The organism is Paramagnetospirillum sp. (assembly GCF_058402745.1).
On record NZ_JBZVFI010000019.1, the window covers coordinates 223368 to 236798 of the forward strand.

6 protein-coding genes and 3 pseudogenes are annotated in these 13431 nt (G+C 62.9%); 3 read left to right on the forward strand and 6 right to left on the reverse strand.

What is annotated here, in order from left to right:
• Window positions 1–54: 54 nt before the first annotated feature.
• Both ACV4UZ_RS20440 and ACV4UZ_RS20445 read left to right on the forward strand, forming a co-directional pair.
• On the forward strand, window positions 55–792 hold the full coding sequence (locus ACV4UZ_RS20440) for a helix-turn-helix transcriptional regulator (RefSeq protein WP_491602630.1): 738 nt from the start codon (window positions 55–57) through the stop codon (window positions 790–792).
• Between the two features lie 74 nt (window positions 793–866).
• A pseudogene (locus ACV4UZ_RS20445) lies at window positions 867–1238 on the forward strand (DUF4347 domain-containing protein); the annotation flags it as partial.
• 51 nt (window positions 1239–1289) lie between these two features.
• On the opposite strand, the pseudogene ACV4UZ_RS20450 reads toward ACV4UZ_RS20445, so the two are convergent.
• Window positions 1290–4667, reverse strand: a pseudogene (locus tag ACV4UZ_RS20450) (tandem-95 repeat protein); the annotation flags it as partial.
• Between the two features lie 87 nt (window positions 4668–4754).
• On the opposite strand from ACV4UZ_RS20450, the gene ACV4UZ_RS20455 reads away from it, so the two are divergent.
• Window positions 4755–5999 (forward strand): ISL3 family transposase, encoded by a 1245-nt coding sequence (locus ACV4UZ_RS20455; protein WP_491599533.1) that lies wholly within the window; start codon window positions 4755–4757, stop codon window positions 5997–5999.
• On the opposite strand, the gene ACV4UZ_RS20460 is transcribed toward ACV4UZ_RS20455, so the two are convergent.
• The 5 genes and pseudogenes from ACV4UZ_RS20460 to ACV4UZ_RS20480 all read right to left on the reverse strand — a co-directional run bounded on the left by ACV4UZ_RS20460 (window position 5954) and on the right by ACV4UZ_RS20480 (window position 13366).
• Window positions 5954–6673, reverse strand: a complete 720-nt coding sequence (locus ACV4UZ_RS20460; protein ID WP_491602631.1) for an Ig-like domain-containing protein — start codon at window positions 6671–6673, stop codon at window positions 5954–5956. The genes ACV4UZ_RS20455 and ACV4UZ_RS20460 overlap by 46 nt on opposite strands.
• A gap of 84 nt (window positions 6674–6757) precedes the next feature.
• Window positions 6758–6892: pseudogene (locus tag ACV4UZ_RS20465) on the reverse strand (calcium-binding protein); the annotation flags it as partial.
• Entirely contained in the window at window positions 6861–8036 is a 1176-nt protein-coding gene (locus tag ACV4UZ_RS20470; RefSeq protein WP_491602632.1) for a cadherin-like domain-containing protein, read from the reverse strand. The pseudogene ACV4UZ_RS20465 and the gene ACV4UZ_RS20470, both read right to left, overlap by 32 nt.
• Window positions 7990–12954: an SPM autocatalytic domain-containing protein gene (locus ACV4UZ_RS20475; RefSeq protein WP_491602633.1), complete on the reverse strand. Its 4965-nt coding sequence runs from the start codon at window positions 12952–12954 to the stop codon at window positions 7990–7992. The genes ACV4UZ_RS20470 and ACV4UZ_RS20475 overlap by 47 nt, the downstream gene beginning before the upstream one ends.
• Window position 12955: 1 nt before the next feature.
• Window positions 12956–13366, reverse strand: coding sequence for a hypothetical protein (locus tag ACV4UZ_RS20480; protein ID WP_491602634.1), 411 nt, complete (start codon window positions 13364–13366; stop codon window positions 12956–12958).
• Window positions 13367–13431: the final 65 nt, after the last annotated feature.

Genomic DNA, 13431 nt, shown 5'->3' on the forward strand with positions numbered 1-13431 from the left:
TCGCGTCGAAAATGGTGAAATTCCCGCGCCACTTCACATGGGCGCGGAGAAGAGATGCAGGCCAGCTTTCAGCATTTGAGCGTCGGGCGCGGCCTGGACATCCTGCTGGCGGACTGCGAGGCGGGTTCGGGCTCACCCCAGGCGGTGATCCATATTCAGTCCGACGAGACGGAGGATGCGGTCGAGATCGGCGATATCGCCGTGGCGATCCGGCTTTCCACCGGTCGCCTCAGGACCCTGCTCGGCAATGCCCCCATGGCCGACGATCTTCTGTCCCGGCCATCGGGGCATGACGGCGTTCATTTGCTCGTCCGCAATTCTTCGCTGGTCCGCCGCATCGCCCAGGACATCCGACATTCGAGCTACAAGGACACCTGCCTCAGGCTGTTCCTCCAGGGGAAAGTGGTCGAACTGCTCGTGGAAGGCCTGTCCCAGCCCGCGACCGAAGGCGAACGCTCCCATGCCTTCGCCATCCGCGATCTGCTGCTGGTCGATCCGGTCACCCCCCCGTCCATGACGGAATTGTCGCGGCGGCTCGGCGTGTCGCAACGCCGGTTGAGCAATGAATTCAAGGCGGCGTTCGGCCTCACCGTGCCGGAATGGCTGGCCGACTGGCGCCTGACCCGTGGCCACGATCTGGTGATGGAGGGTTCCACCCCCATGGCCGAGATCGCCGCTTCGCTGGGCTATGCCCACCTGTCCACCTTCACCGCCGCCTTCACCAAGCGGTTCGGCGTCGCCCCCACCCGCCTGCGCTCGGGGAACGCCTTGAAATCGGAGCCGTTGTCATGAGCAATGCCGTTCGTAAACGGAGCAATCTCGGTTTGATGGCTTTGGAGCCGCGCTGGATGTTCGATGGCGCCGCCATGGCGGATGCCGCCCATGCCGCCCCCGATGCCTCCGCCAAGGCGTTGATCCCCGATGCGCCCGCGCCGGTGCAGGTACAAGCTGCCGACCCCAGCCTGAACAACGGCAGGAAGGAGGTGGTGTTCGTCGATACCTCGGTGGCTAGCTACAAGGACCTTGAGGCGGCGGTGAAGCCGGGCGTGGAGATCGAGGAGATCGACGGCGCCGGGAGTGGCCTCGCCCAACTGGCCAAATGGGCCGAGACCCATACCGGCTATGACAGCATCTCGATCCTGTCCCACGGCTCGGAAGGCGCGTTGCATCTCGGGTCCGACACCTTGCGTGATGCCAGCCTGACCGACGCGGTGGTCCAGGCGGAACTGGCTCAGATCGGTCACAGTCTGAAAGCCGGTGGCGATTTGCTGCTCTATGGCTGCGACGTGGCCACCCACCGCATTACCCACCTCGGTAACGGACAAGGGATCGGAATCGGCATCAGCGTCATTGGCGGCCAAGGCGCCGGAATGGAGAGAAAGTGCGGCGTCTTCGTCCATGACAAAACTGTCGGGCCGCGCACCGGGAGCATCATTGATGGCCGCCACATCGACGCGGACCCAGCCGCGCGTCATCCCTCCATTACCGTCGGAAACTTGATAGGCGAAACCGCCATCGCCATTGAAGTCCGGGGCAGGCCGGAACAGAATCCGACCGTTGGGATAGAGCTCCACCTGGCCGCCGATTGCCTCGCCCACCGACACCACGCTCAGCTGATCGCCATCCACATCGCTATCGTTGGCGGCAATATCGGCGGAGGACAGGGAGACGAAGGAATCCTCATCCACAGCAATGACGTCAGCCACCGTCACCGGCGCATCATTGACCGGACGAACCGTGACCGTCGCGCGGGCGGTCGATGTCTCGCCGTCCTCGTCGGCAATGGTGTAATCGAAGCCGGCTATGCCGTTGAAATCATGTTCGGGGGTGAACAGAACCTCGCCGGCTTCGCTTATGGCCACGGTGCCGCCGGTGGCGTTGCCAACCCCGCTCAGGCTAAGGCGATCACCGTCGATATCGCGGTCGTTACCGAGCAGCGCTGAGGGAGCGAGGCGAAGCGGCGCATCCTCGTCGGTGGCGACACTATCCACCAGGGCCACCGGGGCATCGTTCACCGGGGTCACGGTGACAGCCACCGGAATGGTGGACGTGGCTCCTTCCGCATCGCGGACATAGTAGTCGAAACCAGCGGCGCCGTTGAAATCGGGCGAAGGCGTGAACACCACCTGGCCGTCCACCACGGCAACCGAACCGCCACGGGCATTGCCCACGCCGGTGAAGGTAACAGCATAGCCTTCCACATCGAAATCATTGGCCAGCAGATCGGCAATGGAGACCGCAACAGCGGTGTCCTCGGCTGTGGTCAGGACATCGGCGCCAGATCTGGGGGCATCGTTGACCGCGTCCACGGTGATATCGACCGCAGCCTCCGACACATTGCCGTGACCATCGGTGACGGTATAGCTGAACCCGGCCGGACCAGCGTAATCAGCATCCGGGGTGAAGGTGACTTGTCCCCCCGACAGGCTGACGGTCCCGCCTTGGGCCGTTCCCAGACCGGAAACGGTCAGCACATCGCCATCGGGGTCACGGTCATTGGCCAGCAAGGCGGCAACCGGGATAAGGAGAACGGTGTCCTCGTTGGTCCGCAGACTGTCGGCCGCGGCCATCGGCACATCCTCAACTGGGCTGATATCCACGGTGACGTGTGCGGTGGAAACGGCTCCATCGGTATCGACGACGGTGTAGTCAAAGCCGGCAATGCCGTTGAAGTCCTGGTCGGGCCGGATGGTCAACTGGCCATCGGCACCGAGTTCGACGCTGACGCCATGAGCGTTGCCGACAGATTGGAGACCCAGAGTCTGCCCTTCCACGTCCCCGTCATTAGCCAGCAGATCAACAGCCGACAGCGTGAACGGGGAGTCTTCCAAGGCTGAGATTTGATCGGAGACTGGTCGCGGAGCATCGTTGACCGGCGCCACCACCACCCGAACACTTCCCAGCGTCGTGGCACCGAACTCATCGGCCAGGGTATAGCTGAACCCGGCCTCGCCGTTGAAATCGGCAAGGGGTACGAACTCCACCTGACCATCGGCCCGCAAATGGACGGAGCCCCCGACCGCGTCGCCAACCCCGGTAAGGTTCAGCCGGTCATTCTCGGGGTCGAAATCGTTGCCCAACAGCTGCTGCGCCGACACCACCAAGGTCCGGTCTTCGTCGGTCTGAACGCCATCGGCCAGGGCCACCGGCTCCAGGTTGGTGGAGCGGACCAGCACAGTGAGCGAGGCTGCCGCCTCGGCACCAAGGGAATCGGCCACCACATAGGCGACGGTCATCTGGCCCTCGGCGATGGCCGGAGTGATCAGGATCTGCCCATCCGCGGTCAACACGGCGCTGCCGCCGACCGTCGCCCCCAGCCTGACGAAGTGAAGGGTATCGCCTTCCGGATCCTGATCGTTGGCCACCAGCGAGGCCGGGGACACCGTGACCGGGAAACCGGTCAGGGTCGCCGCACTGTCGGCTACCGGACGGGGACCATCGTTGACCGGAGTCACCGTGCCGGTAACCTGCCCGGTCGCGGTCCCGCCGTTGCCATCGGATAGAGTGTAAGTGAACGATACCGGGCCGTTGTAATCGGCATTTGGGGTAAACTCGATCTCTCCGGAGGGCAGCAATGCGACCGTACCGCCGACGGCACCGGACACGCCGGTGAGCGACAGCCGGTCACCCTCCAGATCACGGTCATTGGTCAGCAGTGACGCCGCCGACAGGCGGATCGGCGTGTCCTCGTTCGTGGTGAAGGCATCCGCCACCGAAACCGGCGCATCGTTCACCGGCGCGACATCCACTGTTGCCGTCGCCCATGACGTCAGGCCGGAAGGATCGCGAACCTGATAGCTGAAGCGGGCCTGACCATTGAAATCGGCATCCGGCGTGAAGCGCACGCCTCCCGCCACCAGTTCGGCCTTGCCACCGACCGCTCCGCTCACCTTGTTGATGGCAAGAGGGTCTCCATCGGCGTCGGTATCGTTCCCGACCAGATCTGCCGTGGTGAAGGTGACTGCTGTATCCTCTCGCCCGACCAGACGGTCGGAATTGGCCCTAGGTCTATCAGGCGTCCCCACAACATTTACACTGACGGATGAGGAGCTTAGATTGCCGCCAGCATCTTCCGCAAAATACCTGAATGACGTGATTCCAGAGAAATCTACATCCGGAATGAATACAAATGAATTCTCCCCTATTCCAGCAACAATCCCTCCATCAACTTTATCATAAAGGCTGCCATCCTCACCAAATCCAACTACGGATAACACCCCACCTTCCGGGTCGGCATCATTAAGAAGTAGACTATCACCGGAGAAATAAGCCAAATTGTCTTCCATGCAAACAATATAATCGTTGCGCAGGCGGGGGGCATCGTCAACGGGCTTGATGTTTATGCCGGCATGTCCGGTGGCAGTGCCGCCTCGTCCGTCTGAAACAGTATAATCAAAACCACCCACCCCGCTGTAGTCTCTATATGGATCAAAAACAAGATTACCATTCACACCAAAAATAACACGTCCGCCAGTAACTGAGCTTACAGAGGAGACAATAAGATGCCTCTTCGACGTTGGAAGTGGAATTGCGCCGGTTCCGGCGTGAGCGCCCTGCCTACCTGTAGCTGAATATCCCCTTGTTCGATTAATCCGCTGACCATCCCCTCGTCCCGACCTGCCGTCTGGCAGGCCATCGAGCGGAGCGGTGGTCAGGGATGGCCGCAGGCCACCGCGTCAGCGGCGTGGGACGCGTCCTTGACCGGCGTGAGCACGATGGCACTCTGCGGTGGTCTGGGAGGAGAGGAGATCGACGTGGACGCCAATACGATCATGGCTTTGGGGCTGGGCGTTTCCCCGCCGTGGAAACTGGTCGAGCAGCGACTGGACACGACGGTTCATCCGCACGTGCTGCACCTGGAGATTGCGGTCGATCGCGGCACCATGTTTGCCTGTCCCCAGTGTGGCCGAGCCTGCAAGGCGCACGACTTCGCGGAGTTCACCTGGCGGCACCTCAACTTCTTCCAGCACCATTGCCACATCACCGCCAAGGTGCCGCGCACCGACTGTCCGGAGCATGGTGTGCTTCGGATCGGCGTGCCGTGGGCGAGAGAAGGCAGTCAGTTCACTCTGCTGTTCGAGCAGGTGGCGCTGGTTCTGGTCCGCGAGATGCCGGTGCTGGCGGCGGCTCGCATCATCGAGGTCACTGACAACCGTCTATGGCGGATCGTTCATCATTATGTCCGCAAGGCGGTGGAGCGCCTCGACCTGTCCAAGCTCGCCGCCGTCGGCCTTGATGAAACCGCCGCCAAGCGCGGCCATACCTATGTCACCGTGTTCATCGATCTCGACCGCAAGGACAAGCCGGTGGTCTTCGTCACCCCCGGCCGGGGCAAGGAGACCGTCACCCGGTTCAAGGCGTTCATGATGGACCATGGCGGCCAGCCGGGCCGCGTCGTCGAGGTGGTCTGCGACATGAGCCCCGCCTTCATCGCCGCCATCGGGGAAACCTTCCCCAACGCCGCCGTCACCGTGGACTGGTTCCATGTGGTCCAGTTGTTCACCAAGGCCCTCGACGAGGTCCGACGCGCCGAAGCCAGGAGCAACAAGCTGCCCAAGGCGCTGCGCTGGGCCATCCTGAAGAAGGCCGACGGCAAGATGACCGAGGCACAGGCAGAGGCTCTGGCCGAACTGGAAGCCTCCGACCTGTTGACCGCCATCGCATGGCGGCTCAAGGAGAAACTCCGCTGGGTGCGCAAGGCCGACACCGTCCAGGCTGCCCGCTGGCGGATCACCAACTTTCTGCGCCATGCACTCGAGGTGATCGGCGACAACACCATCCTCGATCCCGTCCGCAAGGCGTTGGGAACCGTCGAGCACCACCGCCAACGCATCCTCGAACGCTGGACATCAACCCACAGCAACGCCCGACTGGAGGGCTTCAACGGCCTCTTCCAGGCGGCACGCGCTCGCGCCAGGGGCTACCGCAATACCACAACCTTCGCGACCATGATCTACCTGATCGCCGCCCCACTCGGGGATCTCTTCAAATCCATTTGAGGCGTCGAAGAACCAATAAGATTATCTCCATCTATATCAACATCGTTCCGAGTTAAATCACCGCTTGACAGCGAAATAGCAGTATCTTCATCTATGATGAACTGATCCGCATTCACCGTGGGAGCATCGTTGACGTCGGCCACCGCCACCGACACGGTTCCGACCCCTTGCTTGCCGTAGGTGTTGGTGACCGTGTAGGTGAAGCGATCGGTCCCCGAGAAATCCGTCACCGGGGTATAGGTGATGGTTCCACCCGACAGGCTCAGGCTGCCATGCCCTGCCTGACCGAGGGAGGAGAAGGAAATGGTCTGCCCGGCCAGATCGTAGTCGTTGCCCAGCAGATCGGCGACAGAGATCTCAACACTCTGCTCCTCGGTTGTCGCCGCAGAATCTCCGACGGCGATAACGCCGCCGGTCAGATCGACGGTGCCGTCATCGAAGGCCAGGGTCTCGATCCCAGAAACCTGATCGACCTCGCTCCCGTTCAGGCGCGAGACCAGATAGCCGTCGCCGATCGAGGAAATTCGCCAATCCCGGCTGTTGCCCGCCAAAACGGCGAGGTCCGTACCGGCGCCACCGGTAATCAGGTCGTTGCCGGTTCCTCCTTCGAAGGTATCGTTGCCGGTCGAGCCGGTGAGGGTGTCGTCGAACGCGGAGCCGATCAGCCGCTCCACATTGACCAGATTGTCTCCCCCGGCGCCCCCGCCCAGGCCGATGGTTACCCCAGCCGTGGAGGCGGCATAGGTGACCGTATCGATTCCCGCCCCACCGTCGATCGTGTCTCCCCCGCCATCAGCGATGATCAGATCGTCGCCGTCCCCCCCTCGCAGGATGTCGGCACCCGCACCACCGTTCAGCGCGTCATTGCCGGCTCCGCCGTCCAGGGTAGCTATCGCCCGAAGCGTAGCCGTTAACGCCGCTCACGTCGGTAATGATGCCGGACTGGCCGGGAGTGCTGACCAGGACGTTATCGCCCGGCGTCGTCCAATATTGGTCGCGTTCACTCCAGAAGGCAGCATCTCCATCCGGTGCCAATGCGGCGATGTTGGCGACGTAACGATTGGAGGTTTCCGCCGAGTAGTTGGTGTCGTAACCCTGTGCTCCCTCGTTTCCGCCAGTTTCGGCAACTGGCGTGCCGAGGCCGCCACGGCCATAAGTAACGGCATTAGCCAGCGCAGAGAGGATGGCGGACTTGTTCACTCGACTAGGAAACCCCTCCTGCACGGCATACGTGCCGATGAAGTTGATGACATCAGCCCCAGCCTGCCATGCATAATCCAAACTCCGAGGCGTTAGGTCAGGTCGGGACCAGCCATCTTTGCCGTTGGCCGACACGAACACCTTCGCCCCATATGCAACACCAACCGCTCCCCACCCATTTCTTGCCGCCACCATGAATGATGTCGTGCAGGTTGAGTGACCTGCAGACGTAGGCAGGCGAATATTGGGATCCGAATCCCCTTCCAAGAAGTCCCAGTCGCGTGTCGTGTCGTAATTGGGTGCGATGTCGGGGTTGGTATATTCGAGCTGCCCCTCGATATTGCTGATGATCACATGGCCACCGATGTAATCATCCCATACTGGCGTCACATTCAGATCCATGCCCGGCATGGCGCCCTGCTGGCCGGTGTTGAACAGATTGAATTGCGACGGAAACAACGGGTCCGTGGGCAGATCGTGGGGTTTGTAGGGATCGACCTCGATACGGGCGGTGGCGGTCGAGGCCTTGCCGCTGCTGTCGATGATTGTGTAATCGAACGACGCAATGCCGACGAAGCCCACATCGGGAGTGAAGGTGACTTTCTGGCCGTAATAGTCGAAAGCCACCTTGCCGCCGATGGCGCGGTCCACCGCCTTGACGAAGATGGATTGCCCGTCCAGATCCCAATCGTTGATCGTCAAGTTTTTGGCCGCGACCGTGAACGGCGTCTCGCGGTAGGCGCGCATGCGGTCATCGGTCGCCACCGGCTGCGTACTGCCGCTGGCGATATCAAGAAGCTGGTCGGAGAACTGGAGCTTCTCCACCTCGGTGGTCATGGTCACCCGACAGGGTGTCCGCCCCGATGCCGCCCGACAGCAGGTCATTGCCGGCCCCGCCATCCACGGCGACCGAGCCGACGCCGCTGGTGGTGATCTGATCGGCGCCAGAGCCGCCGACAGCGAACTCCACATGGGCGAGCCCAAGGTCCATGGAAACGCCCCGAGTATCGACGACCCGCACCGTGTCCGCCCCATCGCCGCCGTCGAGGGCGGCCAGGGCATCGTCGGCATCCACCACCAGTACGTCGTCGCCACTGCCACCCGACAGAGTATCGCGTCCCGCTCCGCCGATCAGTTGATCGTTGCCGGCGCCGCCCTTGAGCCAGTCGCCACCGGTTCCGCCGTCCAGCCGATCAGTCCCCGCACCGCCATCCACGGTGTCGTTGCCGTCACCCCCCAGGAGGGTATCTGCCCCGCCGCCGCCCAACAGGGTGTCGTTGCCGGCTCCGGCGTTGATGGTCACCGCGCCGCTGCCGGAGGTGGAGAAGCTATCGTCGCCAATGCCCCCCAGGGCCATCTCCACATGGGAGGCGCCGAGGTCGAGACGGATTCCGCCTGTCCCTTCCACGATGACAAGGTCGTTGCCGGCGCCGCCGTCCACATTCTCCTGACGGTCGGCGGCGTCGATACGCAGGGTGTCGTTACCCGCCCCCGCCTTCAGGGTGTCGCTGCCGGCCCCGCCGGACAGGTCATCATTGCCGGCTCCGCCCTCGATCAGGTCATTGCCGCCGCCGCCGCTGATGGTGACCGAGCCGGTCCTGCCGGTGAAAAGGTGGTCGGCACCGTCATTGCCCCGGGCCACCTCGATCCGGGCCGCACCCAGATCGAGACTCATGCCTTCGCCGGTGGCCACCACCAGGGTGTCGCGCCCCGTACCGCCGTCGATGCTGGTATCGGCGGCATCGGCAAAGAGGGTGTCATTCCCACCGCCGCCCAGGATACGATCCGCGCCCTGGCCGCCCTTCAGCACGTCATTGCCGCCGCCGCCGATCAGCAGATCGTTGCCGGCTCCGCCCGCCAGGGTCACCGCGCCGCTACCGGTGGTCAGCAGCAGATCGTCCTTGGACGTGCCGAAGCCCGCCGAGGCCCCCAGCTCCCCGGCATCGAGCAGGCGCATGGCGGTGCCTTCGACCAATGCGGCCCCGGTATGGCCCTGCTCGTCGCGCAGGAGGGAGATGTTGGGCCGGCGCTCAGTCTCCGCCCAGCCGGGCTCCGCCACCGCCAGATCCACATCACCCGCCAGCAGGGTGCCGCCGTCTGCCTTGGTGAGACGGGTGGTGGCGAGAATAGTGTTGCCGCTGCCGTCGGTGCCGCCGCCATTGTTTCCCAGAAGGCCGATGGACAGGATTCCCAGTTCGGCCAGGGTCTTGAATTCTCCCGCATCGGTACGGCCGTTCTGGTTGACGTCCTGCCACACCCCGAACAGGCCGAAGCCGCTATCCTGGGCATCGAGAACGCCATCATGATTGCCGTCGAAGCCGGCACGCAGGCCCTCCAGATCGGTAGCCCCGGCCTGTCCGGCATAGCGGGCGAAGACGATCTCGTCGGCCTGGGTGATCTTGCCGTCACCGCCCTGGTCGATGGCCAGCAGGTCGTCATTGGGTCCGGCCCAGGCGGTATTCTCCCTGAAGCCGTCGCCGTCCATGTCGAACAGCACGCCGGACTCATCCAGCCCCACCAACTCGATGCGATTGTCACCTGAAAGATCTACGACGATTGGCTTTGTATTATGAACGCGCAGCCCTGATGCGACATAAGTATGCAGTCCATCCACGGTAAGGTTGTGGACGCGGATACGCCGAAAGCCGCCCGTTCCCGACGCCAGACGCACCGGGCGGCCATCGGCTGCCAGCACCGCCTCGCCGGGGGCAAGCTGGGACAGCGATTTGAACCCACCCCCGGCGCTCAAGACCCGGTGTCCCGCACTGGCGGTGAAGGCCGTGCCGTCCTCGGTCAGGAAGTCTTCCACCTCCACGCCGTCATGGGTGAAGGTCCGGGTCACGGCACGCGGCTCCAGCGCCCCCGAGCCGTCGAAGGCCATCACCATATCGCCAATGACAACAGTGGCGATGGGCTTGTGCGAGCCATCGGCCATCAACACAGGCGTGGCGGCGGCGAAGCACTTGGGAGCATGGGCGGGAGCGGTATAGGTCTCCTCCTCGAAGGCCTTGAACAGGTCATTCACATCGATCTGGGGAATGTTCCCCGAACCGATGGTGATGGTGACGGGGTCGCCCTCGGCATTGGTCCAGCCCGGCCCGATATCGGGCGGATCGTATGAAGGGTCGCCACCCGGCTCCACCGGGGTTGGATCGGGATGGTCGCCGCCAAAGCCGAGGAAATCACCGCCGCTGCCGCCGCCGAACACGTCGCCGCCGGTTCCAGTCTCCCCGCCAGTCCCATTGCCGCCGCTGTCGTCCTCGTTATCCGGCTCATCCTCATCATCCGGGTCGGGATCCGGCAGAGGGGCCTGATCGCCGCCGAAAGGGGTGTCCTGGTTGATTGGCTGTGGCACTCCTCCCGGCGGGACGTAGACGGAACGCCCGTCCTTGTACTCCCGAACTTCGCCGCCGTTGATGCGGGTAAATGTAAACTCCCCATCGCCGTCACGCCTGGTGCCAGTCACCAACCCATTGGGATGATAGCTGGTCTTCTCGCCGGTACGCTTGCCATCGGCGCCGAGCCAAAAGCGGGTCTCGACGCCGTTGACGATCTCCACCTCCGACGCCTTGTTGCCCCTGGCGCTGTAGATCACCCCCGTACCGTCGCCGTTCATCACCTGGCGCTCACCCTCGGCGAAGACGATCACCGTGCCGCCGGTCGGCGCCCCGGTCGCCGGATTGAGCTGGGTATAGATGGTGCCCACCGAGCCATCGGCTGTGGTCCGGCCATAGGCGATGGTGGCGGTCTTGGTGCCCGAGGAATCATACGTTGCACCGGTGCGGTCGGCGTAGCTCACCTCGCGCGAGTTGTCGGGATTGACGAACTCCTTGGTCCCGGTCGGCGTCCCGTCGGTGTTGAGGTAGGTGTAGAGCGTGCCGACGTCGCTGTAGGCGATGGTCGCGGTCTGCTGGCCATCGGAATCGTAGGCTGCGCCGGTACCGTCCTCGAAATGAGTCTCGAGGGCATTGCGCGACAGATCAAAGGTGATGCTGTCGTTGCCCAGTTGTGCGGTCAGTTGGTTTCCGGTCCGGGTCGGAACGAGCAACTGCTGCCCCACCCGCAGTTTGGTGTCCATCTCCGGTGTCAGGCCATTGACCCGCCGCAGATCTTCCACCGTGATCGGATTGCCGTTGGCGTTCTCCATGGCGACGATGTCCGACAGCGTGCCGCCCGCCTTGAGGGAGACGGTGTGATCCGAACCGATTTCAAGGAAGGACGTGGACGGAGCCCGGAGCGGGTCGGAGGGACCAATCTCGGGAGGGGGCGTAATCGCCGCCATAGGCACACCTGCACCGCTTTCCGTTCCTTGCGACGTGGTGGTGGACCATTGAAAGCCGTCAGCCCGACAGGAATAAGTTCCCCCCGTAAGCTCTTGCCCGGTAAACTGGTTAAACAGCTTGTAGTCAACGCTACCTGCGCCGAAATTTCCCTCAACTCGTCCTTGTTCATCCGTGCAGTAGATCTTTCCGATTCCTGTCATCTCATTGAAATCGATGACGTACTTCCCACCACTCTGGGTCATCCCAAACAGGCGAAGCATGCCGGACGGAATATCCGTGGGCGCCTTGGTGGTGGCGACCGCGACGCCCAAACCATAGGCACTATCGAACAGGCCGCCCTGGCTTGGCCCCAGATAACGAGCGCCACTGGAAACGGCGACGCCAAGCTTACACAGACCCCATCCCCCTGGGGCAGCGAGAACCATGGAAATCGCCTCCACGGTCGTGGGGCTGAAATCGCCGCCCACCAGCTGGTTGAGGGCAACTCCGGGAGCCATGGTGTAACCACAGGCGAGTGCGGTGAAGAATCTGGCCCCTGCCTCGATGTCATTGACAGGTTCGTCCAGCCCCCTGGTGAACATGCTGCCGTACAAGGCCAGTTGGTCGATGTTCATGGTGACGCGTGGAGCAAGAGTCCGGGCGTTGAAATCGCCATTCAGGCTGGCCATCCCGTCCCAGCCGCTCTCGACCAGGCGATGCAGGTAGGTAAAGACATTGTCGGTTCTTCCCGTCGAATTGAAATCGACCGGGAGGTAGAAGATCGAACTGGCCCCGCCGAGATAACGACCGCCGGTCTGGCTCACCGCTTCGGTGGAACTGCCGTCAGTTGTTCTGGTCGCGGTGATGTCCACGGCGATCCCGGAATACAGCGGTGAACTGGGATCATAGGTGGGATCGTAGGTCTTGATGGCACTTTCGGCGCCCGGCGCCACCCGCAGCACCATGCCCATCTGGTTGGTAGCGAGGTTTTTCAGGTCCGCATATTTGTCTCCAAAATTGGTGCGATCCTGAATGATGTCGTGAACGATGAACTGCCCCTGGGCGCCACCCTTGCTGTCGCCCGCCACCACCAGAGACGCGCCGCCCGCCAACGCGTCGTTCAGTGCCTGATAGACCCGGTCCTTGATGGTCCGTCCCTGGTTATCCACCGCCGCCGAATGCCATTGCGACAGGCCGAAACTCTCCACATTGCTTTGCCAGCCCTTCACATCGGAAATGCCGTTGGTGCCCATAGCCACCAGCATCACCTGGTTAGTGGCAGCGTTCTTGTAGACCACGAACTTGCCACCGGCCGCAGCCTCCTCCAGCGACGCCGTGATGGCCCATCCCGGCGGGGTCGCCCAAGGCTGTGCCCGTCCCTGTCCACCGTTGTCGATGGGCTGCAGGGCATACCCCGGCTGGGTGTGGCCGTAGGTCTGGTCCATAGCGGTCCATGCCGCACGGATTGTTGCTTCGTTCAGGACCTCGGCCATGTCAGGCTCCCTTGCACAAATTGATGATGGTCACCGGCTTCTTGGTGTCGGGAAGCCAGTTGGCGTAGCGGCGAAAGGCGATCTTGCAGCCGTCCGGCGACAGGATCAGACCACCCACCTGCTCCTTGGTCCGCAGGAATTCGAATCGTTCCGGCCGTGGCCAGAACCGCTGGAGACGGTCGCCGTTCAGCAGAAACAGGCCGGTACGGCCCTTGCCCGGATCGGTCGCCTCTATGACGATGCCGACCCTTGTAGGGATCAGTTCATGGAATCCCTTGATCCCATACTCCCGGATCACATAGGGGTAGGGTACTTCCTCGATACTGCCGTCCCGCGACAGCAACCGATAAGGCGTCAGGTCGTAGGGACGTTTTCCCCAAATCTGTGGCCCTGCCAGACGGCGATGCGACATCACGCGGCCATTGCAAGCGGCCTCAGGCAAGGTGGAGCGATAAGAGGCGGGATCGCGGGCATGCG

Coding starts and splice junctions, on each gene's coding strand:
- ACV4UZ_RS20440 (WP_491602630.1), top strand. CDS start 55: ATGCAGGCCAGCTTTCAGCATTTGAGCGTCGGGCGCGGCCTGGACATC.
- ACV4UZ_RS20480 (WP_491602634.1), bottom strand. CDS start 13,366: ATGTCGCATCGCCGTCTGGCAGGGCCACAGATTTGGGGAAAACGTCCC.
- ACV4UZ_RS20475 (WP_491602633.1), bottom strand. CDS start 12,954: ATGGCCGAGGTCCTGAACGAAGCAACAATCCGTGCGGCATGGACCGCT.
- ACV4UZ_RS20470 (WP_491602632.1), bottom strand. CDS start 8,036: ATGACCACCGAGGTGGAGAAGCTCCAGTTCTCCGACCAGCTTCTTGAT.